At 33.9% G+C, this 24,217-nt stretch carries 13 protein-coding genes; 9 read left to right on the top strand and 4 right to left on the bottom strand.

Annotated elements, in window-relative coordinates; genetic code table 11:
* Positions 1–45: 45 nt before the first annotated feature.
* The 5 genes from CM240_RS17080 to CM240_RS16350 all read left to right on the top strand — a co-directional run bounded on the left by CM240_RS17080 (position 46) and on the right by CM240_RS16350 (position 9,033).
* Positions 46–2,907 carry a glycoside hydrolase family 44 protein gene (locus CM240_RS17080; protein WP_051483923.1) on the top strand — a complete coding sequence of 954 codons (2,862 nt, stop codon included), beginning with the start codon at positions 46–48 and terminating at the stop codon, positions 2,905–2,907.
* 21 nt (positions 2,908–2,928) lie between these two features.
* Positions 2,929–5,028 (top strand): glycoside hydrolase family 48 protein, encoded by a 2,100-nt coding sequence (locus CM240_RS17345; protein ID WP_084485597.1) that lies wholly within the window; start codon positions 2,929–2,931, stop codon positions 5,026–5,028.
* A 15-nt stretch (positions 5,029–5,043) separates the two neighbouring features.
* Positions 5,044–7,602 (top strand): glycoside hydrolase family 9 protein, encoded by a 2,559-nt coding sequence (locus CM240_RS16360; RefSeq protein WP_084485594.1) that lies wholly within the window; start codon positions 5,044–5,046, stop codon positions 7,600–7,602.
* A gap of 465 nt (positions 7,603–8,067) precedes the next feature.
* Positions 8,068–8,565, top strand: coding sequence for a flavin reductase family protein (locus tag CM240_RS16355; RefSeq protein ID WP_044040610.1), 498 nt, complete (start codon positions 8,068–8,070; stop codon positions 8,563–8,565).
* 69 nt (positions 8,566–8,634) lie between these two features.
* Positions 8,635–9,033: a hypothetical protein gene (locus CM240_RS16350; RefSeq protein WP_044040608.1), complete on the top strand. Its 399-nt coding sequence runs from the start codon at positions 8,635–8,637 to the stop codon at positions 9,031–9,033.
* 464 nt (positions 9,034–9,497) lie between these two features.
* Here CM240_RS16350 and CM240_RS16345 read toward each other — a convergent pair whose 3' ends face one another.
* Positions 9,498–9,815 (bottom strand): DUF4176 domain-containing protein, encoded by a 318-nt coding sequence (locus CM240_RS16345; RefSeq protein WP_044040606.1) that lies wholly within the window; start codon positions 9,813–9,815, stop codon positions 9,498–9,500.
* A gap of 14 nt (positions 9,816–9,829) precedes the next feature.
* Positions 9,830–11,347, bottom strand: a complete 1,518-nt coding sequence (locus tag CM240_RS17075; RefSeq protein WP_051483922.1) for a serine hydrolase — start codon at positions 11,345–11,347, stop codon at positions 9,830–9,832.
* Between the two features lie 171 nt (positions 11,348–11,518).
* Between CM240_RS17075 and CM240_RS16335 the strand changes: the two genes are divergently transcribed.
* On the top strand, positions 11,519–12,271 hold the full coding sequence (locus tag CM240_RS16335) for a SatD family protein (RefSeq protein ID WP_044040604.1): 753 nt from the start codon (positions 11,519–11,521) through the stop codon (positions 12,269–12,271).
* Between the two features lie 4 nt (positions 12,272–12,275).
* A complete protein-coding gene (locus tag CM240_RS16330; RefSeq protein WP_044040602.1) occupies positions 12,276–13,067 on the top strand; it encodes a DUF3307 domain-containing protein in 792 nt (263 codons plus the stop codon).
* Here CM240_RS16330 and CM240_RS16325 read toward each other — a convergent pair.
* The gene (locus CM240_RS16325) at positions 13,050–13,433 is read right to left on the bottom strand and encodes a SatD family protein (protein ID WP_044040600.1); all 384 of its coding nucleotides are present in this window, start codon (positions 13,431–13,433) and stop codon (positions 13,050–13,052) included. The two genes, CM240_RS16330 and CM240_RS16325, sit on opposite strands and share 18 nt — an antisense overlap.
* Before the next feature lie 295 nt (positions 13,434–13,728).
* Here CM240_RS16325 and CM240_RS18105 point away from each other — a divergent pair, with 295 nt between their 5' ends.
* Complete coding sequence (locus tag CM240_RS18105) at positions 13,729–14,847, top strand: LysM peptidoglycan-binding domain-containing protein (protein WP_044040598.1); 1,119 nt, start codon at positions 13,729–13,731, stop codon at positions 14,845–14,847.
* Between the two features lie 526 nt (positions 14,848–15,373).
* Positions 15,374–18,715 (top strand): starch-binding protein, encoded by a 3,342-nt coding sequence (locus tag CM240_RS17070; protein ID WP_051483921.1) that lies wholly within the window; start codon positions 15,374–15,376, stop codon positions 18,713–18,715.
* Between the two features lie 113 nt (positions 18,716–18,828).
* On the opposite strand, the gene CM240_RS18170 is transcribed toward CM240_RS17070, so the two are convergent.
* A complete protein-coding gene (locus CM240_RS18170; protein WP_084485584.1) occupies positions 18,829–24,198 on the bottom strand; it encodes a beta strand repeat-containing protein in 5,370 nt (1,789 codons plus the stop codon).
* Positions 24,199–24,217 lie beyond the last annotated feature (19 nt).

Raw genomic sequence — 24,217 nt, 5'->3', positions numbered from 1 at the left:
GCACTTTGCCTTAAGGCATTGTGCACTGATTATGGGAGAGAATTTATGAAGATAAAAAATGTATTTAATTTGTTAAAGAAAACTTCTTATAGGAGTACTTTAAATAATATTAATATAACTATAAACACCGAAGAAGATATAAAAAATATAAGTCCTTATATTTATGGAATAAATTATGATTTTTTAAATAATGAAGGTACTATTCCATCAGTTGCTACAGCTTGTAGATTAGGTGGCAATAGATTTACGGGATATAACTGGGAAAATAATGCTTCTAATGCAGGAAAAGACTGGATGCATTATAGTGATAATTATTTAACTATGAATATACCGGAAAGTGAAGAAAATATACCAGGGAAAGTTGTAACTAATTTTAAGGAACATTGTATAACTAATAATATTCCATATTCATTTGTAACAGTTCAAATGGCTGGATATGTATCTAAAGATAAGGATGGAATTGTCACAGAAGAGGAAACTGCACCATCATCTAGATGGGTAAAAACCATTAATAGAAATAGTGAAGAATATTCATCATCACCAGATTTAAATGATGATTATGTTTATATGGATGAATTTATAAATTTCTTATTAAATAAGTATGGTGATGCTTCAACAATAAATGGAATAAAAGGCTATTGTCTTGATAATGAGCCTGGGTTATGGGCAGAAACGCACCCAAGAATACACCCAGAAAAAGTGAAATGCTCAGAGTTAATTGAGAAATCTACTGATACAGCAAAAATGATTAAAGATTTAGATAATTCTGCGGAAACTTTTGGCCCTATATTATATGGAATGACAGCTTATGAAAGTTTGCAAGAAGCTCCTGACTGGTCAGAAGTAAAAGGAGATTATGATTGGTTTGTAGATTATTATTTAGATGAAATGAAAAAAGCTAGTGATAATGATAATAGGCGTCTTTTAGATGTATTTGCTTTTAATTATTATTCAGAAGCTACTGGTGGTGGATCTAGAGTAGTTTTTGGTAGTGATATTACAAATATTGAATGTAATAAGGCACGGATACAAGCCCCTAGAACTCTTTGGGATTCAAGTTATGTTGAAGATAGTTGGATTGGGAAGTATCGCAAAGAATTTATTCCTATAATACCGAAAATGAAATCTTCTATCGAAAAATATTATCCTGATACAAAACTATCAATACTTGAATATAATTTTGGCGGCGCAGATCATATATCTGGTGGAATAGCTCAAGCAGATAGCTTTGGTATATTTGCTAACGAAGGCGTATATTTAACTAGTTATTGGCCTTTAAGTGGAGATACTAATTATATTCAGGCTGCTTATAATTTATATAGAAATTATGATGGCAAAAAATCAACTTACGGTGATATACACGTTAAAAGTGACACTTCTGATATTGAAAATTCTTCTGTATATGCATCATTAGATAGTACTGATGATTCTAAGTTGCATATAATTCTTATAAACAAAAATTATGATTCTGATATAACAATAGATGTTAATTTAGAAGGTAGTGGAATATATACTAGTGGGAAAGTATGGGCTTTTGATGAGAATAGTAGTGATATCAAAGAATTACCAGAAATAAATAACATCGATTCTAATAAATTTTCTTATAGCATTCCTAAGCTTACAGCATGTCATATAGTTTTAAACAGAGTAAATTCTATAATTGATACTACTGATTTTGTAGTAACTGATGGTAATAAATTTAAAATCAACGATGAGAATTTTTATTTTGCAGGTACTAATAATTATTATTTAACCTTTGCACCAAATGCTATGGTTGATGATGTGTTTAATTCTGCTAAATCAATGGGACTAAAGGTGATGAGAACTTGGGGATTTATTGATGGTGAAAGCAAAAGTGATGTAGTCATGCAACCATCATTAGGAGTTTATGATGAAGATGGATTTAAAAAATTTGATTATGTTGTTAAAAAAGCTAGTGATTATGGCATAAAATTGATAGTGCCATTTGTGAATAATTGGGATGAATTTGGTGGCATGAATCAGTATATTAAATGGGTTGGTGCTAGTAAACATGATGATTTTTATACAAATAGCCAATGTAAGGAGGCATTTAAAAAGTATATTAAACACTTTTTAACACGAGTGAATACATATACTGGTAAACAGTATATGTATGATTCAACTATTATGGCTTTTGAGCTTGCTAATGAACCGAGATGTCAAAGTGATCCATCTGGAGACACTATTTATAATTGGACTAAAGAGATTAGTGAGTTTATAAAATCTATAGATAAGAATCATCTTGTATCTATTGGAGATGAAGGTTTCTTTAATAGAGATAGTAGTGACTGGAATTATAGTGGTGGTGAAGGTGTAGATTTTGATAGGCTTATGACTATAGATACCATAGACTTTGGGACTTTTCATTTATATCCTGATGGATGGAATAGAAGTGTAGAATGGGGGACTACTTGGATAGTGGATCATATCAATGCTGGTAAAGCTTTAAATAAACCAGTAGTTCTTGAGGAATTCGGTGTTAAGTCTAATAAAGATGAAGTTTATAAACTATGGGGGGATACAGTAGTCAATAATGATGGTGCTGGACTTATGTCATGGATTCTAACAGGGATAGGTTATGATGGTAATCTTTATCCAGATTATGATGGATTCCGTATAGTTTATCCAAGTTCTACGGCCACAGTTCTTTCAGAAACTGCTGCAAAATTAAATGAGAAATCTATTAATACAAGTATTTTAGGTGATGTTAATAATGATGGAGCTATTAATGTATTAGATTATTTAGTTATGCAAAAATATGTATTGGGAAAAACAGAGAGTATAGATTTAACAAGAGGAGATTTAAATAAAGATAATAAGGTTAATAGCTCAGATTTGTTATTGCTTAGAAAATTTTTAGTAAAAATAATCTCCAAATTTAATTAAAAAGATAAAGGAGAAATTTTAATGTCAGAAAAAATAAAAAAAGAATATAAAGACCGTTTTATAGATCTGTGGGAAAAAATACACGATGAAAAAAATGGATATTTTAAAAAATTTGATGTAGATGGTAAATCATTAAAAGTTCCTTATCATTCAATAGAAACTTTAATATGTGAAGCACCTGACTATGGTCATGAAACTACTAGTGAAGCTTTTAGTTATTATATATGGCTTGAAGCTATGTATGGTAAGCTTACAGGAGATTTTGATAGTTTTAAAGATTCATGGGCATCAACTGAAGCATTTATAATTCCTCATGGCAAAGGGCAAAATGGTATTGAAGCTTATAATCCTAGTAGTCCTGCCACATTAGCAAATGAATATCCAACTCCAGATAAGTATCCTACTAAGCTACAATTCGGCGCCTCTGTTGGACAAGATCCTATTAATTATGAATTAAAGAACGCTTATGGATCTTCAGAAATGTATGGAATGCATTGGTTACTTGATGTAGATAATTGGTATGGCTATGGTGATGATACTGCTCCTGTCTATATAAATACTTTTCAAAGAGGACCAATGGAATCAGTATGGAGAACTATTCCGCATCCATCAATAGAAGAATTTAAATGGGGAGGGCAAAATGGTTTTTTAGACTTATTTACTGGTGATAATAGCTATGCAAAACAATGGAGATATACTATTGCTCCCGATGCTGATGCTCGTGCTATACAAGCCACTTATTGGGCAGATGCTTGGGCTAAGGAACAAGGAGAAAATGTAGATGAAGAGGTAAGTAAATCTTCTAAAATGGGTGATTATTTAAGATATTCTATGTTTGATAAATATTTTAAGAATATAGGAGTAGGTTCTGATTCACCTTCTAATACAAGTCAACATTATCTATTATCTTGGTATTATTCATGGGGTGGAGGACTAGAAGCAAATTGGGCATGGAAAATAGGTTGTAGTCACAATCACTTCGGATATCAAAACCCTATGACTGCATGGATATTAACAAATGTAGATAATTTTAAGCCAAAGTCATCTAATGGGGTATCAGATTGGAAAAAGAGTTTAGAGCGTCAATTAGAATTTTATCAATGGTTGCAATCAAGTGAAGGTGCTATTGCTGGAGGTGCTACTAATTCTTATATGACAGAAGATGGAAGTTATCAAAAATATCCTTCAGATTTGCCTACTTTTTATGGAATGGTCTATGATTGGAAGCCGGTTTATCATGATCCACCAAGTAATAACTGGTTTGGAATGCAAGGGTGGTCTATGGAACGTGTTGCTGAATATCTTTATGAAACTGGAGATAAAAAAGCAATGGATATTATGAAAAAGTGGGTAGAATGGATTAAATCTGTTGTAAAACTTTACGAGAATGGAGACTTTGAGATTCCGGATAGATTAGAGTGGTCAGGTAATCCAGATAATTGGACTGGTTCCTATACAGGAAATCCAAATCTTCATGTTAAGGTAGCGTCTTATGGAAAAGATCTTGGAATAACAGCAGCTGTAGCTCAAACTCTTTTATACTATAGTGCTGCTACTAAGAAATATGGAACTTTTGATAAAGATGCTAAAGATTTATCAAAAGAATTATTAGATCGTATGTGGAATTTATATCAAGATGATAAAGGATATTCAGCAGAAGAGAGCAAGGAAGATTATAGTAAATTCTTTGAAACAGAAGTTTATGTTCCATCAGGTTGGAGTGGAAAAATGGCTAATGGAGATGAGATTAAATCTGGAATTAAATTTTTAGATATTCGTTCAAAATATAAAAATGATCCTGATTTTGATAAAATCTCAGATGCTTATAAAAATAATGAAGCTCCAGTTTTTAAGTATCATCGTTTCTGGACAGAGGCTTCTATAGCTATTGCAAATGGAGTATATGCAATTTTATCTGAAGAATTAGAAGACACTGAAATCTTAAAAGGAGATATTAATGGTGACGGAAGTGTTAATGTCTTAGATTATGCATTATTACAACAGTATCTTATAGGCAAAGATGTTAATGTAAGTAAAGAAAATTCAGATATTAATGATGATGGTAAAATTAACAGTACGGATCTTATGCTCCTTAGAAAACTAGTTCTTAATATAGCATAATAAGGGGGAAGTTATATGTCAGGGAAATTAGTAGGGGCAGGAAACCTTATAAAGAATAGTACCTTTGATGGAGGTGTAGGACTACCTTGGACTACTGTAGAAACTTATCCAGCTCATGCAGAATTTGATATAGAGGATGGAAAGTATAATATAACAATTATAACACCTCCAGATGAAAATAGAAGTAAAGATACTAGATGGGCAATTCAACTTCGTCATAGAGGACTTGTATTGGAGCAAGGTCACACTTATACTGTGCAATTTACTGTAACTGCTACAGCAGATTGTAAGGTATATCCTAAAGTTGGGCAACAAGCTGAACCATATCTTGAATATTGGAATTATCACAAGAATTGGGAAACTGTAGAAGTAAAAGCTAATGTACCAACAACGATAACTGAAGAATTTACAATGACATCATCAACTGATAGAACTGCAGAATTTACTTTCCATCTTGTAGGAGATTGTTTAGCAGCGACTCTTCCTTACACTGTATCTTTTGATAATATATATTTAAAAGATCCACTATTTAATGGATATGAGCCGGAAATACCAGAACCTACAAATGGGGTTCGTGTGAATCAAGTGGGATATTTCCCTAACTTGAAGAAAGAGGCTGTATTAGTTTCTGCTGAAAATAGTCCAGTAAGTTGGAGGCTATTAGATGCCAACGAAAATATAGTTTATAGTGGAAAAACTACAGTGTTTGGATATGATGAAAATTCAGGAGATAACGTTCATCTAATAGATTTTTCAGATTACTCTAAAGAAGGAAAGGATTATAAAATAGTAGTAGATAAGTCTGATGAAAGTCCAGCAGAAAGTATGTCATTCAAGATTTCAAAGGATATTTATTCAAGTATGAAAGATGATGCTATAAAATACTTCTATCATAATAGAAGTGGTATTGAGATAAAGATGCCTTATTGTGGTAGAGAAGATCTTGCAAGACCTGCAGGACATCCACATGATGTTATGGTTACTTTCCCTGGAACTTGGTATCCTGATAATTATAGTCTGGATGTAACAGGTGGTTGGTATGATGCTGGTGATCATGGTAAGTATGTAGTAAACGCTGGTGTATCAACTTGGACATTGTTAAATCAATATGAAAGGGCTAAATATGCTGGAGAGGATTTGACAAAGGCACCATTTGGAGATAATACTATGAATATTCCGGAAAGTGGTAATGGAAAATCTGACATTCTTGATGAAGCAAAATGGAGTCTAGATTTTATGCTAAAGATGCAAGTTCCGGATGGATACAGATATGCTGGTATGGTTCACCATAAAGGACATGATGAATTTTGGACTGCTCTTGGTATACGTCCTGATCAAGATCCACAAATTCGTTATCTTAAGCCACCAAGTACCGCAGCAACTTTAAATTTAGCAGCTGTTGCAGCTCAGGGTGCGCGTATCTATAAAGATATTGATAGTAATTTTTCATCTAAGTGTCTTATAGCTGCAGAAAAAGCATTTGATGCTGCTGTAAAAAATCCATCAATTTATGCACCAGAAGATGATAGTATTGGCGGTGGAGCTTATAATGATAGTTATGTAGAAGATGAGTTTTATTGGTCAGCGGCAGAATTGTATATCACTACTGGGAAAGATGAATATTTAAGTAGTATTAAGTCTTCTAAACATTATTTAGATGCGTCAACAAGATTAACAGCAGGGACTTCAGAAGGACTTCGTGGAGCTTTTGATTGGGGAAATGTGGAAACTCTTGGTACTCTTTCACTATCACTTGTACCAAACGGGCTATCAGAGTCAGAAATACTACAAGCAAGGAACAATATTCAAAAGGCTGCAGATAATTTCATTGATATATCTAAAAAAGAAGGATATGGTATTCCTTTAGATGCTAGTAAATTATCAGATAACATTGAAGGATATCCATGGGGATCAAATTCTTTTATAATGAATGAGGCAATTATCATGGCTTATGCTTATGATTTTAGTGACAAAAAGGAAATAAAATATCTTAATGGTATTATAAAGACAATGGATTATTTATTAGGATGTAATCCTAATGTTCAATGCTATGTAACTGGATATGGAAGCAATCCACTTGAAAATCCACATCATAGATTTTGGGCTTATCAAACAGATAATACTTTCCCTAAAGCGCCATGTGGATGTATATCTGGTGGCCCTAACTCTGAGCTTCAAGATCCATGGGTTAAAGGTTCAGGATGGAAACCAGGTAGTAGACCGGCACAAAAATGTTTTATGGATAATATCGAATCTTGGTCTACTAATGAGATAGCAATTAATTGGAACTCATCATTTGCATGGTTAACATCATATCTTGATACTAATGCTGAAACTGTAAGTGATCCTATTATAGAAGTTAGATATGGAGATATCAACGGTGATGGAAAGGTAAATTCAACAGATTTACTTTTGATGAGAAAATATATTGTAGGTATAATCAAGAGTTTTGATAATGAAAACGGATTTGCTGCTGCTGATGTTGATGGAGATAAGTCTATTACTGTTCTTGATTATGATAAATTAAATAAGTTCATTTTAGGTAAGATTTCAGAGTTCCCTGTTGAGAATTAAAGTATTGAGGGGTTATTGTATAAATTTGAAATAATCGCTAGTTGAGAACGGTGTGCGAATAAAGAAAAGAGGCTCTCACTAACAAATTTTCATCTGTTAGCGAGAGCCTCTTTTTTCTAGATAGGTTGGCGAACTATCTACAATACACTAAATTATAAAATAACTATTTTGGGTAATTTACTTAAACTAATAAATTAATATACTAATGCCATATTTACTCCTCCTTAGAAATAATCGTATCTCATGTCCATGTTTATATTATATCTTGTTAATACTACTTATTTCTACAATTTATCCTATAATGCAATCTTGGGAGCATATTTAGCATTTTAAAAAATTTTTATGCGTTCACGACAAAATATAAGTATTTTACGAAATATTTTTAATAAAAGTTGTGAATCTTTAATGATTTTCTCAAATAAGATATAATTTAAAGTATAAAATATTTAGAAGAGGTGTTAATTTATGAAAGATACTTTTACTTTTGATTTAGAAAATATGATGGATAACTTATATAGAGGAGGAGCTTTTTTTACTGTTGGAGATAAGAATAAAGCTAATACGATGACTATAAGTTGGGGAAGCATCGGATTTATGTGGAAAAAACCTATGTTCATGGCACTTATAAGAGAATCAAGATATAGCAATGAATTTTTAGGGAAAAATAAAACATATACTGTAAGTATTCCTCATAAGGGGACAATGAAAGAAGCATTAAAGATATGTGGTACAAAGTCAGGAAGAGATATTGATAAAGAAAAAGAGGCAGGTATAAAATTTATCCCAAGTAAAATTGTTGAGACTCCAATCGTAGAAGGTTGTGAAAAATATTATGAATGTAGAGTAGTTTTTAAACAAGAGATGGATTTATCTAATATTGATGAACAGATCAAAATAAATTGTTACCCTGAAAATGAAACAAAGCATATTCTTTATTTCGGAGAGATTTTAACACAATATTAATAAAGAAATGTACCTCTTTATAGTATCGGTGGATATACTAATAGTATAAATGAAAAGGGAGTTGTATTAATGTTAGAAGCACCATTAAAAAAGAATATTGACATCTCATTATTAACAAATCTTATTCCTCCCGGTGATATTGATAAAGAGGCACAGATAAAAAAGTATGTAAAGGTAATAGAAAATAAAGTTGATAATAATGGGGTTATAGTCACTGGAGTTTTGAGAAGAGCTATATTGTATACAGGTATCGATAATGTTGGTGAATCAACAGAAGTTATTTTAGAGGATGAAGCTATATTTAATGTGGTATTTAATTTGGAAGACAACATAAATAGTAAGATTAATGCTATAACTAAATTAAAAGAATCTAAAAATGAAGGATTTATTTGTTTAGGAATAGATTTTGGTAGAAATACTGCTGGAAAATACTTTGGAGAATATATTATAGAAATTACGATAAACTAGATGTACAATAAGGGAGCTGTTGCACGAGAATGTGGCAGTTTTTTTAAGTAAGCTTGATAGAGCAAAAAGCAGAGCACAAGTATGAGGGCACAGAATTAGTGCACAGTTATTGATGAAATTCCTGCGGAATTTCTTAGATTATAAGTGTTGAGTTAAATGTTATAAGTTATACTATGTTTCTTATTTAGATTATAGTTGATATACAAGTCAATACAGAGGCTTCATGAAAATTTCACTTTCATGAAGCTTGGGCTACAAATTATAATATAATTTCTGTATCTATACTAAATATGAAAACACTTTGTTGTCCGCAGGACTATAATATTTTCCCCTTTAGGGGAAAATTAACCTTAACTATTCACCATTCACTCGTATCTATTCATTTTCACTATTACTTCTCCACTTAACAATATGAATTTTCTTAATAGTAATCATTTCGGAGCAACATTTTCTATTTTAAGTGACTAATAAGAAGATGCTTTATTATAGTGTATGCTACCTTTTGGTATTTTTAGAGTGGCTATCCATTCTAAATAAAGCTCATTTAATCGATCTTCTTCAGCATCTGAATAACCTTTAAATATTACTGTATTTATATCTTCTTTATTAAAAACAATTTGTTGATTTGGATTTACTCCTTGTGGGTATAGACATCCTACATAATCAAAAAATTGTTCAATATTATCAATCTTTTCTATAGGTCCTCTCCCTATAATAACTATCTTTTCCTTTGTACCAATTAAGTCAACTACACTACCTAGTGGTAATAATTTATCTTCCATATGTATATATCTCCTTACTCCATAAATTTATTGTATATATCTTTAGAAATGTTATTAATAGTTTTTATTTGTGATCCACTACCACCGTTACTAGTAGTAATACAAAGTACATAAGCACCTTTATCTGTAGTAATAATTGCTGCATCATTTTCTACTCCAGTATATTCTCCAGACTTATTTGCAATTGATAGAGTGTCAGGTAATAATTTTGGAATTTTCGTATGATTTTCATTTTTCTTCATTATATCTAACATTAAATTATCATAATATTCATCAATACACTGTTTGTTATATAGTTTCTCTAAAGTTAAGCACAAATCATCTACTGAAGTATAATTTTCAACTCCTTTTTCAATTGCAGTAGCATCCATCATTTTTCTATTTAACTCTGTATCTTTACATCCTAAGTTTTTTATGCAGTTATTAATACTTTCCATTCCTATTTTGTCGATAAGTATATTGGCTGCAGTATTATCACTTTTAATCATCATTAGAGTTATTAATTCATTTATAGTAAATTTTTCACCAGTTGCTTTACTTGATAACATTCCAGAACCGTCAGTTTTCATACTTTCTTCTAGTATAACAGTATCATCTAGATTAATATTTCCTGATTTTATTTGATTAAATGTTTCAATCATAATATATATTTTAATTGTACTAGCTGAGATAGTTTTTTCACTATTTATTGAAAGGGTACTTTTTTGAGATAAATCCTTAAAAGCTAATGAGTAGTTACTAGTTATGTTACTAAAGTTTTTAGTAACAATGTTTTTTATTGAAGCTTGTAAGTTGATATATTCTTCTGTGTCTATTATATTATCTTTAGAATCTAAAGAATTATTTGTGTTTACATTTACATATACATTTTTATTTTCATCATTATTTATTTCATAACTTTTAGATACAGAATCGTCAGTATTTTTCTTATTTTCTATTTTGATTTCTTTTGTACTAACATCAGTATCAGTTTTATCACTAGTGAAAGTAATATTCCAACCATCTTTAGTTTCTACAATATCAAAATTATGTAGTTCCTTATTTGAATCATATATAGCTATATTATCTTTTGATATTAAGTTTTTATTTGTAGTCTTTTTTAATTCTACTTGTACATTAGGATATTGTTGCAGGTTTATACTTTTTATTTGAACACCTAGTTCTGTTGGGGTACGAAGAATAGTTGCTACACAAACAGTAATAGTAGTTAATAATAAAACTACTACTAAGGCAGCTATTTTTTTTATATTTAAGGCTTTTATCATCTTGATAATTATATTGTCATTATTTATAAGTTTTATACTGTTTTTAGCATCTAAACTTTCATTAATCTCTTCATTATCTTCGATATTATTAGGATCAATTTCTTCTACAGAACATTGAATTTTTTCTTCATTTTCCATTAAGTCATATATTGATATTTGATTAGTATCATCAATATTATCTGAATCATTATGTATCTCTTCACCACAATATGGACAAAAATTATAGTCTTCATTAAAATTTTCATTGCATTTAATACAAATTTTCACAAATGTCACCTCTTTTTTATATATGCCTGCTAATAATTCTACCATAAATGATAATAAATTACAATATTCTACTTTTATAATATAAATTGATAATTATAATGACAATGTTATTCTATTGTTTAAAAAACTTTGACTTTGATATAATAGAATAAAGGGATGAGGTGGAAAGGTATGAGTAGATTATACAGTGTAATAAATATGGATATTATGAATTCAAGAAATATGAAAAATAGAGAAAGCATGCAGAATAATATAAAAGTTTATTTAAATTCAATAAGCAAAAATTATCAGTCGATATTAGTTGCACCAATAACTATGACACTTGGTGATGAATGGCAAATTGTTTTAAGAGATATAAGTGAAAGTTATAATATTTTTAAAGAAATTCAATTGTTTTTAATAGAACATGGTATAAAATGTTATGGTGGATTAGGAATAGGAGCTATAAATACTTCTATATCTGATGATACGAGAGAAATGGATGGAGAAGCTTTTATATTTGCAAGAGAAGCTTTAGAGATAGCTAAAAGTACTACTAGATTTTATAATGAATATATGAGTGCAAAAGAGAATAGATTTTATTTTAAAGGAATAAAGCCTAATTTCAAAAAATACAATATAAATAATTCATTGGATGAAGTAGCATTAACAATAGAATATGATGAAGTTTCTATAAATGACATAATAAATACTTTAATAGAAAATAATGAAGTTTTAGAAAGTAAGATAACTATTAAACAAAGAGAAATTATAAAGTTGTATGAAAAATATGGATCATATAATTCTATAGTAAAGGAATTTAAAAACACATCAAAACCTAGTATTTCTCAAAAACTTAATAGTTCAAATTATTTTCTTGTAATGCATAATCGTAAGTTAATAAAAAATTTATTTAGATTATATGAAAGAGAATTAATGGAGTAATTATATGGATGTTAATTTAATTTTGCTTTGTATTCTTTGTCATTTTCTAATGGATTTTATTTTTCAAAATAATAATATATTAAAGTTACGATTTCCTAATTATCGAAAAAAATCAACACAAATACTAAAGTCAGTAAAAGGTAATTTCTATCACGCATTGGTACATTTAGTAGGTACATTTTTTATAGTGATTTTCTATTCTATATACAATAATATAGAGATACCATTTGTTTCATTAATAATAATTATAGTATGTCATTTTATTATTGACTTTATCAAGTCATTAATAATAATATATTTTTCAGATTTAAAAGACAATTTGTGGATATTTCTACTTGATCAAATATCTCATATTTGTATAATCTCATTAGTGTTCATAAAAAGTAATAGCTATATAAATGGATTTAATAATAAAAGTAAGATACTTTTTATAATTATAATTTTTTTATTAGCTACATATGTTGCTGGTATATTTATAAAAATATTAATTAAGTTTATTAGTAGGTCGGATAAATTTTATAATGACGAAGTAATTATAAATAATGCAATAAGAAACTCTGGAGCTAAAAATGGTGGGTTTATAATAGGTATATTGGAGCGTACTTTTATATTAGTAATTATGATATTAAATCAGCCATCTATTATTGGATTTGTACTTGCTATTAAATCTGTAGCTAGGTTCAAAAAATTAGAAGACGAAAATTTTGCAGAGTATTTTATTATTGGTACTTTTATAAGTTTTATTATTGCCATAATAGGTGGAAGAATAATTTATTTATTACTTAAGAGCTACTAAATCTAAACTATGTTTTTTACAATATCGGATAGCTTTTCGTGCTAGATAAAAAGCTTCTCCATCTAATTGATTCACTGTAAGTTCAAAATTAGTTATTGATACTTTTCCATATCCTATAGCAGTGTAAAATTTAATATTATCTGATAAATTTTCTTTAAAAAAATCTATTATATCATTACAACAGGTATATTCACTTAGTAATCCTTGCCATTCATCACCAATAGTTATTATAAATGGAGATATTATAAAGTCCTTAAATTTTTCATTACATTTTTTTAGCACATCTATTAGTTGTAATTGTACTTCTAATCTATTGTTTAGACTTCTAGAATTTTTAATATCGCAAATCATAGCTATATATGACATAAATTCCTCCAAGATAAATTACATAAGTTAATGAAAAAATATTAACTTTGTGAGAGTTAAGCTTTTTTTATTAACTATATCATAATTAATAATATATGATAGGTATGATATAGTTGTTACTATTGTAAAAAGTAATTTTATTATAGTAACAACTATATATGAAAATAGATTATTAAAAAAATACATTGATGATTATAGTTATCTTATATTAAATAATATTCTTATTACTGTCAAAGTGTGTAAGAAGATTCATATAAATATAGTATAAATACTATCTTAGAGAGGAGGAAAATTTATGCAAAGTAGAAGCTCAGGGAATTTAAGTGGAATTGATATAAGTAACTGGCAAGGCGTGGTTGATTATGCCAAAGTAAAGCAAAGTGGAATTCAAGTAGTTTATATGAAGGCAACGGAAGGAAACTACTATACTGATTCCTATTTAAATTCTAATTATAATGGAGCTAAGGCACAGGGGTTATTGATAGGGTTTTATCATTTCTTTAGACCATCTACAGAAAGTAATGCAAAAAGTCAAGCTGTATATTTTGTTAATGCATTAAAAGGTAAAACACCTGATTGTAGGTTAGCTTTAGACTTGGAAGTAAGTGGGGGGTTAAGTAGAAGTGAATTAACAAGTTTAGCAGAAGTATTTTTAGAAGAAGTAAAACGATTAACGAATAAAGAGGTGGTAGTATACACTTATAGTCATTTTGCTAAAACTAATATAAATTCTTCTTTAAATATATATCCACTTTGGATAGCTGAATATGGAGTAATGACTCCGCAAAATAATGGTATATGGAATAGTTGGATTGGATTTCAATACTCTTCTTCTGGCAATGTAGCTGGAGTAAATGGGAATTGTGATCTTAATGTATTTTTAAATGAAATTTTATTGGACAATACAGTATCAATTCCATACGAATCATCTAATAATCAATTAGAAAGTAATAGTACTGCATATACAGTACAAAGTGGAGATACTTTAAGTGGAATAGCATCAAAGTTTGGAACAACGTATCAAGCAATAGCTGCATTAAATGGTATATCTAATGTGAACTTGATTTATCCTGGTCAAGTTCTTAAAATTCCAAACTCTTCATTATCTAGCAATAATAAAACGTATACAGTACAAAGTGGAGATACCTTAAGTGAAGTAGCAGCAAAGTTTGGAACAACTTATCAAGCAATAGCTGCATTAAATGGTATATCAAATCCTAATTTGATATATCCAGGACAAGTGTTGAAAATTCCATCTGGCAGTGGTAATGGCACTGGAACCTATACAGTACAAAGTGGAGATACTTTAAGTGGAATAGCAGCAAAATTTGGAACAACTTATCAAGCAATAGCTGCATTAAATGGTATATCAAATCCTGATTTAATCTATCCAGGACAAGTATTAAAAATCTAAAATACAGTGAGTTTAAGTAAATTAGGTTATTGATATAACTGTTAATTTTGTAAGTAATAGCCTTATTTTAGTACAGAGTTAACAATTACTAAGGGGATTTCTAGAAAATTCCCTTAGTAATTGTGCTTTGAGAATTATAAATTTAAGTTCACATAATGTATTAATCAATAGTATTATTCATCCATCTATATAATTTTAATAATAAAATTTTATAAAAACAGCAATTGTTACAAAAATAAATATAAAATTTGTTAAAAATAAATATAATTCATATTTTAAAAAAAAAATATTGTGTTTTTTTGTGAAAAGGATTACAATTTTTATATAAACAATCAGAATAAATTGCATTAATAATCATTATTTTACTATTTATGCATTTATTTTCATTAAGTATATAATATATTTATGTTACTTTGTTGTATTTCTTTGCAGTTATTTTATAGTACTTTTAGTTTTAATTAATGAAATTAAATATAAATTACAAGCAATCTAAAAGAAGATTGTTAAAACTAAAGGGGGAACCATTATGGGAAAAATGTCAAAGCGATTGACTAGTTTGATTACAACTTTGGTGTTAACAACTGGTCTAATTTGCGGTACTGGTCTATTTAAAGCACCAGTTGAAGCTTATGCTGCTGATACTGAGGTTACTTCAGATTATGGATTAGCAGATAGTACACAGGAAGGAGTAATATTGCATGCTTGGAATTGGAGTTTTAATACTATAAAAGAGAATCTATCTAAGATTGCAGCAGCTGGATATACTTCTGTTCAAACATCGCCAGTTCAAGGAACAAAAGAAAATTCTATGGGCACAGACCATTGGTGGGTATTATATCAACCAACTAATTTTAAAATTGGGAATGCACAATTAGGTACTAGAGATGAGTTTAAAGCTATGTGTGAAGAAGCAGAGAAATATGGAATAAAAATCATAGTAGATGTTGTTTGTAATCACATGGCAAATACAGGTGAAAATAAATACAAATTTTCTACAGCTATAGAAGATAAGTATGAGGCTAGAGAGTTTTGGCATGAATATGACAATCCACATGGAATAGATTATGGAAGTAGATATAGTATAACTCATGATTGTATGGATTTACCGGACTTAAATACTTCTAACAAAACATTGCAAAATGATATAATTACATTTCTAAATGATGCAATAGATTGTGGTGCTGATGGATTTAGATTTGATGCAGCTAAGCATATAGAATTACCTGATGATCCAGATGGAAGTGATTTTTGGCCAACAATTCTTAATAATTTAAATAATAAAGAAGATTTGTTTATTTATGGTGAAATACTAGATACAAATGGTGGTAATTCAAGAACTAGTGCATATTCTAATTATATTAATGTAAATAGTGAAGCTTACTCTCAAAATGTAAGAGCTGCTATTGGATATAGTGATAAACAGGATACAGCTAAAAATATTGGACAAGCATCTTCAAGTAATTATAATACAAATGGTGTTGATAGCAAGAAAATAGTTACTTATACAGAAACTCATGATGATTATGCTGGATTATCACAAAATACAACTACAATGAGTGATTGGTACAATAAAATGGGATGGGCAATAGTTGCTGCTCGTAATTCAGGAACACCATTATATTTTAATAGACCAGCAAATTCAACTGCATCTAATCCATTACCAGGGCAAATGGGGAATGCTGGTAATGATATGTGGGAAGATACTGATGTGGTAGCAGTAAATAAGTTTCATAATGCTATGATCGGTGAAGAAGAGTATATTAGAACATTAAGTAATACTACTATGGTAATAGAACGTGGAACTAAAGGTGCAGTTATAGTAAATCTAGATGGAACAGCAAATATTGACACAGAAACAAATCTAGAGGATGGTACATATACAAATATAGCATCAACTGGAGGAACTTTCAAAGTATCTAATGGCAGACTTACTGGTACTTTAAAGAGTGGACAAATTGCAGTATTTTATAAAAACGAGAGTCCTAAAGTTTCAATTTCAAAAGAAAGTTGTGAATTTACAGATACTTTAGATTTAACTTTAGGTGCTTCAAACTGTGATGAGGCAACTTATTCAATAAACGGTGGAAAAGAAATAGAGTATACTAATGGAACTACTATTACTATTGGTAAAGATGTCGTAGCACCATGTGAAATCACTATCGTATTAAAAGCAACTAAAGGCGATGTTACTACTACAGAAACTTATACTTATAATAAGGTTTATTTATCACCAACTGTATCTATTTCTAAAGAAGGTGGTAATTATACAGGTTCACTAGAATTAACTCTAGGTACTACAAATTCTACTAAAGCTACATATTCAATAAATGGTGGAGATGCAGTAGAATATGTAGATGGTACAACTATAACTATAGGAGAAGATCAAGAGGTAGGTACTGATACTACTATAACATTAACTTCTACAGATGGACTTACTTATACTGAAAAAAGTTACACATTTACAAAAGTAGATAGCGTAAAGGCATATTTTAAAAAGCCATCAGGATGGGGTACTCCTAATATCTATGTTTATGATGATAGTACTGGAGTTGTTAAAATGGTAGAAGCATGGCCTGGAGTTGCAATGGTTGATGAAGGCGATGGATTATATAGCTATACTCTTCCAGAAGGATGGACAAGTGCTAAAGTTATATTTAATGATGGATCTAATCAAGTTCCAGGTGCAAATGAGCCAGGTTTAGTTTTAGAAAATAATGATATGATTTACGAAGATGGTAACTGGACTGAATATATTGCTCCAGAAGTTAATCCAGAGGTTTCAATTTCAAAAGAAGATTGTACTTTTGTAGGAACTTTAGATTTAACTTTAGGTTGTAAAAATGTAGATAAGGCAACTTATTCAATTAATGATGGTGAAGAAGTAGAATATAGTGATGGTACAACTATAACTATAGGTGAAGATATTGCTGCTGGTAGTGATATTACTGTTACATTAAAAGGAGTTTATGAAGATAAAGAAGTAGAGGAAACATATAAATATACAAAAGAATATGTTGCACCTACTGTTTCAATATCAAAGGAAGATTGTACATTTGAAAATTCTTTAGAATTAACTTTATCTGTAGCAAATGTAGATAGTGCATATTATTCAATTAATGGTGGTGAAAAAGTAGAATATAGTAATGGAACTAAAATTACTATTGGTGAAGATTCTGCTATTGGTGATGAAATAACAGTAACTTTAAGTGCTAATGATGGTATAACAAATGTAGAACAAACTTATACTTATACAAAGGTAGAACCAGTTAAACAAAAAGTTGTTTATTTCAAAAAACCATCTGGATGGGGAACTCCTAAAGTTTATATTTATGATGATACTACTTATAGCACAGTTAAGAAAATTGCTGAATGGCCAGGTGTTGCAATGACTTCAGAAGGTGGAGATCTTTATAGTTACACTCTTTCAGAAGAATGGAATGACTTAGATGCAAAAGTTATTTTTACTGATGGAACTAATCAAACTCCAGGTGCAAATCAACCAGGTCTTGAACTAACTAGTAACAGTATGTTATATGATAATGGTTCTTGGAGTGAATATAAACAAGAAGATGATAATGATGAAGCATTAGTTGCTTATTTTGTTAAACCATCTAATTGGGGAACACCTAGAATCTATGTTTATGATGATAGTACTGGAACTGTTGAAAAAATATCCGAATGGCCAGGAGAATTAATGACTTCAGAAGGTGGAGATCTTTATAGTTATACATTGCCTGAGGAATGGAAATATGCAAAAGTAATATTCACTGATGGAACTAATCAAACTCCAGGGGTAAATCAAGCAGGATTGGAAATGACAACTAGTATGATTTATGATAATGGTTCTTGGAGTGAATATACAGAATAATTACAAAATATAAGTCTAATGTATAAATTGATATATGTATAAAAGGGTATAAATATAACATGAAAGAAAGAGGATTCAATTTAAGTTTGAATCCTCTTTCTTTTTTATTAATATTAATCTACGGATACAATGTTTAAGAATGCACGTAAAATTCTTATATTATTACGTTCCTTCATAGCTAATCTTAAAGTTAAACAATTATTTGTATTTCTGAAGTCTTTAACTATAACTGAGCCAGTTAATGTCAAAATTGTTTCATTGCAAGTGTTTATAGATTCTTCAGCGATACTTGGAATTAAAAGCATATTACCTAAGAAAATACCACCTTTTAATGAATGATTTCCTTTAAATACTTTTATGACTATAGTCCAATTAACAAGATAAACTACATCGGTACATAATGATATGCAATTAGTAGTAGGATTAAAATTAATACAGTTTTCACATGAGAATATAGGTCGCAAAGGAATAATACATCCACAATGACAACAGTTGAAAGGACAACTTAGAGCAAATTGACCATATATTCTTCTGCAGCAAGGACCAGTAGGACCAGTGACTCCGACACCAGTAGATCCAGTGGCACCAGTAACACCATTAGCGCCAGTAGCCCCAGTAGATCCGGTAGCACCAGTAACACCAGTAGTACCAGTAGTACCAGTAGCACCAGTAAATCCAGTAACGCCAGTAGCACCAGTAGCACCAGTAGCACCAGTAAATCCAGTAACGCCAGTAGCACCAGTAAATCCAGTAGCACCAGTAACGCCGGTAGCACCAGTAACACCAGTAGTACCAGTAGCACCAGTAAATCCAGTAACACCAGTAGCCCCAGTAGATCCGGTAGCACCAGTAACGCCGGTAGCTCCGGTAGCACCAGTAACGCCGGTAGCACCAGTAGCTCCAGTAGTACCAGTAGCGCCAGTAGTACCAGTGAATCCAGTAACACCAGTAGCTCCAGTAGTACCAGTAGCGCCAGTAGTACCAGTGAATCCAGTAACACCAGTAGCACCAGTAACACCAGTAGCACCAGTAACACCAGTAGCACCAGTAGCTCCGGTAGCACCAGTAGCTCCAGTAGTACCAGTAGCGCCAGTAGTACCAGTGAATCCAGTAGTACCAGTAGGTCCAGTAACACCAGTAACACCTGTAGCCCCAGTAGGTCCAGTAATGCCAGTAGCCCCAGTTACTCCAGTAATACCAGTAGGTCCGGTAACGCCGGTAGCACCAGTAATACCAGTGACACCAGTAGGACCAGTAACACCTGTAGCGCCGGTAACGCCAGTGATACCAGTAGCCCCCGTAACTCCAGTAATACCAGTAGCACCAGTGATTCCAGTAGCTCCGGTTACTCCAGTAATACCAGTAGGTCCAGTGACTCCAGTAGGACCAGTAAGACCAGTAGGTCCTGTAATACCAGTAGCGCCGGTAATGCCAGTAACACCAGTAATACCAGTAGGTCCAGTAATGCCAGTAGGCCCGGTAACACCAGTAGCACCAGTTGAACCGGTAACGCCAGTGATGCCAGTAGCGCCAGTAGGTCCAGTAACACCTGTTATACCAGTAGCACCAGTGATACCAGTAGGTCCGGTAACGCCAGTAGGCCCAGTGACACCAGTAGATCCAGTAACCCCAGTTACTCCAGTAATACCAGTAGCGCCTGTTATTCCAGTAGGCCCAGTGACACCAGTAACACCTGTAACCCCAGTAGGTCCAGTAATGCCAGTAGGGCCGGTAACGCCAGTAACCCCAGTAATACCAGTAGCACCAGTGACTCCAGTAGGCCCAGTAATGCCAGTAGGCCCAGTAACACCAGTAGGTCCAGTAACTCCGGTAATGCCAGTAGCACCAGTAATACCAGTAGGACCAGTAACACCAGTTACTCCAGTATGACCAGTGATACCAGTAGGTCCAGTGACTCCGGTAGTACCAGTAACGCCAGTGATTCCAGTAGCACCAGTAGGTCCAGTAACACCTGTGATACCAGTAGCCCCAGTAACTCCAGTAGCACCAGTAATACCAGTAGCGCCAGTTACTCCAGTAGGTCCGGTTACTCCAGTATGCCCAGTAACACCAGTAGCTCCGGTTACTCCAGTGATACCAGTAGCACCAGTGATTCCAGTATGACCAGTGACTCCGGTTACTCCAGTGATACCAGTAGCGCCAGTAGATCCAGTAACCCCAGTAATACCAGTGACACCAGTATGCCCAGTAACACCTGTGATACCAGTAGCGCCGGTTACTCCAGTAATACCAGTAGCGCCAGTAGGCCCAGTGATACAAGTGCAGCCAGCTCCAGTAGGACCAGTAACACCAGTAGCTCCAGTGATGCCAGTAGCACCAGTAAATCCAGTAACTCCAGTAATACCAGTGATACCAGTAGCTCCGGTAACGCCTGTTATACCAGTAACCCCAGTAGCTCCGGTTATACCAGTGACACCAGTAGGACCAGTGACTCCAGTAACCCCAGTAATGCCAGTAGCCCCAGTTACTCCAGTAATACCAGTAGCCCCAGTTACTCCAGTAATACCAGTAGGTCCGGTAACGCCAGTAGATCCAGTAACACCAGTAATACCAGTAACACCTGTTATTCCAGTAACCCCAGTAATACCAGTGACACCAGTATGACCAGTAACACCAGTAACACCTGTAACCCCAGTAGGTCCAGTAATGCCAGTAGGACCAGTAGATCCAGTAGCACCAGTAACGCCAGTGATACCAGTAGCTCCGGTTACTCCAGTAATACCAGTAGGTCCAGTGACTCCAGTAGCACCAGTAAGACCAGTAGCGCCTGTGATACCAGTAGGTCCTGTAACACCTGTTATTCCAGTAACACCAGTAGGACCAGTAATGCCAGTAGGACCAGTAATGCCAGTAGGACCAGTAACGCCAGTGATACCAGTAGCACCAGTAATACCAGTAGGTCCGGTAACTCCAGTAATACCTGTAATACCAGTAGGTCCGGTAGCACCAGTAATGCCAGTAACTCCAGTAACGCCTGTAGCCCCAGTGATACCAGTAGCTCCTGTAACGCCAGTGATTCCAGTAGCTCCAGTAGGCCCAGTAACACCAGTAGGTCCAGTAACACCTGTAGCACCAGTAATACCGGTAACTCCAGTAACACCAGTTGAACCAGTAGTTCCGGTTACTCCAGTATGACCGGTAGCACCAGTAACACCAGTAATACCAGTAGCCCCAGTAATGCCAGTAGGTCCGGTAACGCCGGTAGCACCAGTAATACCTGTAGCACCAGTTAAACCGGTAACGCCAGTAATACCAGTAGCGCCAGTAGGCCCAGTGATACAAGTGCAGCCAGCTCCAGTAGGACCAGTAACACCAGTAGCTCCAGTAACACCAGTAATGCCAGTAGGACCGGTAACGCCAGTAGGACCAGTAACACCTGTAGCCCCAGTAGGTCCAGTAATGCCAGTAGCCCCAGTTACTCCAGTAATACCAGTAGGGCCGGTAACGCCGGTAGCACCAGTAATACCTGTAGCACCAGTTGAACCGGTAACGCCAGTAATACCAGTAATGCCTGTTATTCCAGTAACCCCAGTAGCCCCAGTAATACCAGTAGGTCCGGTAACACCAGTAGCTCCAGTGGTACCAGTAATGCCAGTAGCACCAGTGATTCCAGTAGGCCCAGTGACTCCGGTTACTCCAGTGATACCAGTAGCGCCAGTAGATCCAGTAACCCCAGTAATACCAGTGACACCAGTAGGACCAGTAACACCTGTAGCGCCGGTAACGCCAGTGATACCAGTAGCCCCCGTAACTCCAGTAATACCAGTAGCACCAGTGATTCCAGTAGCGCCAGTAGATCCAGTAACCCCAGTTACTCCAGTAATACCAGTAGCTCCTGTTATTCCAGTAGGCCCAGTGACACCAGTAAGTCCGGTAACACCAGTAAGTCCGGTAACACCATTAATGCCAGTAGGTCCAGTGACTCCAGTAGCACCAGTAATACCAGTAGCGCCTGTGATACCAGTAGGTCCTGTAACACCTGTTATTCCAGTAACACCAGTAGGTCCAGTAATACCAGTAACACCTGTAACCCCAGTAGGTCCAGTAATGCCAGTAGGTCCGGTAACGCCGGTAACACCAGTAGATCCAGTAGCACCAGTAATACCAGTAGGTCCGGTAACGCCAGTAGATCCAGTAACCCCAGTTACTCCAGTAATACCAGTAGCGCCTGTTATTCCAGTAGGCCCAGTGACACCTGTAACCCCAGTAGGTCCGGTAACGCCAGTAGATCCAGTAACCCCAGTAATACCAGTGACACCAGTAGGACCAGTAACACCTGTAGCGCCGGTAACGCCAGTGATACCAGTAGCCCCCGTAACTCCAGTAATACCAGTAGCACCAGTGATTCCAGTAATACCAGTAGGTCCAGTGACTCCAGTAGCACCAGTAAGACCAGTAGCGCCTGTGATACCAGTAGGTCCTGTAATACCAGTAACACCTGTAACACCAGTAGGTCCAGTAATGCCAGTAGGACCAGTAACACCAGTAGATCCAGTAGCACCAGTGATACCAGTAGCTCCGGTTACTCCAGTAATACCAGTAGGTCCAGTGACTCCAGTAGGTCCGGTAACGCCAGTAGGCCCAGTGACACCAGTAACACCTGTAACCCCAGTAGGTCCAGTAATGCCAGTAGGTCCGGTAACGCCGGTAGCACCAGTAGCACCAGTAACGCCAGTGATACCAGTAACGCCAGTGATACCAGTAGCCCCAGTTACTCCAGTATGACCAGTAATGCCAGTAGGCCCAGTAACACCAGTAGCGCCGGTAATGCCAGTAACACCTGTTATACCAGTAGCCCCAGTTACTCCAGTAATGCCAGTGGCTCCAGTAGGTCCGGTAACGCCAGTAGTACCAGTAACGCCAGTGATACCAGTAACGCCGGTAACGCCAGTGATACCAGTAGGACCAGTAACACCAGTAGATCCAGTAACGCCGGTAACGCCAGTGATACCAGTAGCACCAGTTGAACCAGTAGGTCCGGTAACACCAGTAATACCAGTAGCGCCGGTAACACCAGTAATACCAGTAGCACCAGTTGAACCAGTAGGTCCGGTAACTCCAGTAGGCCCAGTAATACCAGTAGCACCAGTTGAACCAGTAGGTCCGGTAACGCCAGTGATTCCAGTAGCGCCAGTAGGTCCAGTAACACCAGTAGGTCCGGTAACTCCAGTAATACCAGTGACACCAGTAGCTCCAGTAGAACCAGTAATGCCAGTAGCGCCTGTTATTCCAGTAGGTCCAGTAACTCCTGTAGCTCCGGTAGCACCAGTAGCCCCAGTGATACCAGTAACGCCAGTGGATCCAATTGTTCCAGCAAATTCATTGAATGTTATATTATTAGGATAGGATGTATTAGTATATCTTTTATCATATAAATTAAGATATAAGATAGGATAGATATTTTTTGTCGAGTTTAAGGTATTGTTAAAATTAATATTGGTATCTATATCTATATCACTCATTCTATTCTCCTTTATAAAA

Origin of the sequence: Clostridium bornimense, assembly GCF_000577895.1 — a bacterium.
GTDB classification, from domain to species: Bacteria; Bacillota; Clostridia; order Clostridiales; family Clostridiaceae; genus Clostridium_AN; species Clostridium_AN bornimense.
The sequence above is the reverse complement of the archived record's forward strand: the minus strand, read 5'-3'. Positions and strand labels throughout refer to the sequence as shown.

What these genes read in the sequence shown, in the direction of transcription:
- CM240_RS16355 (WP_044040610.1), top strand. Translation starts at nt 8,068, where the DNA reads ATGAAAGATACTTTTACTTTTGATTTAGAAAATATGATGGATAACTTA.
- CM240_RS18170 (WP_084485584.1), bottom strand. Translation starts at nt 24,198, where the DNA reads ATGAGTGATATAGATATAGATACCAATATTAATTTTAACAATACCTTA.
- CM240_RS16345 (WP_044040606.1), bottom strand. Translation starts at nt 9,815, where the DNA reads ATGGAAGATAAATTATTACCACTAGGTAGTGTAGTTGACTTAATTGGT.
- CM240_RS16325 (WP_044040600.1), bottom strand. Translation starts at nt 13,433, where the DNA reads ATGTCATATATAGCTATGATTTGCGATATTAAAAATTCTAGAAGTCTA.
- CM240_RS17070 (WP_051483921.1), top strand. Translation starts at nt 15,374, where the DNA reads ATGGGAAAAATGTCAAAGCGATTGACTAGTTTGATTACAACTTTGGTG.
- CM240_RS16330 (WP_044040602.1), top strand. Translation starts at nt 12,276, where the DNA reads ATGGATGTTAATTTAATTTTGCTTTGTATTCTTTGTCATTTTCTAATG.
- CM240_RS16335 (WP_044040604.1), top strand. Translation starts at nt 11,519, where the DNA reads ATGAGTAGATTATACAGTGTAATAAATATGGATATTATGAATTCAAGA.
- CM240_RS16350 (WP_044040608.1), top strand. Translation starts at nt 8,635, where the DNA reads ATGTTAGAAGCACCATTAAAAAAGAATATTGACATCTCATTATTAACA.
- CM240_RS18105 (WP_044040598.1), top strand. Translation starts at nt 13,729, where the DNA reads ATGCAAAGTAGAAGCTCAGGGAATTTAAGTGGAATTGATATAAGTAAC.
- CM240_RS16360 (WP_084485594.1), top strand. Translation starts at nt 5,044, where the DNA reads ATGTCAGGGAAATTAGTAGGGGCAGGAAACCTTATAAAGAATAGTACC.
- CM240_RS17080 (WP_051483923.1), top strand. Translation starts at nt 46, where the DNA reads ATGAAGATAAAAAATGTATTTAATTTGTTAAAGAAAACTTCTTATAGG.
- CM240_RS17345 (WP_084485597.1), top strand. Translation starts at nt 2,929, where the DNA reads ATGTCAGAAAAAATAAAAAAAGAATATAAAGACCGTTTTATAGATCTG.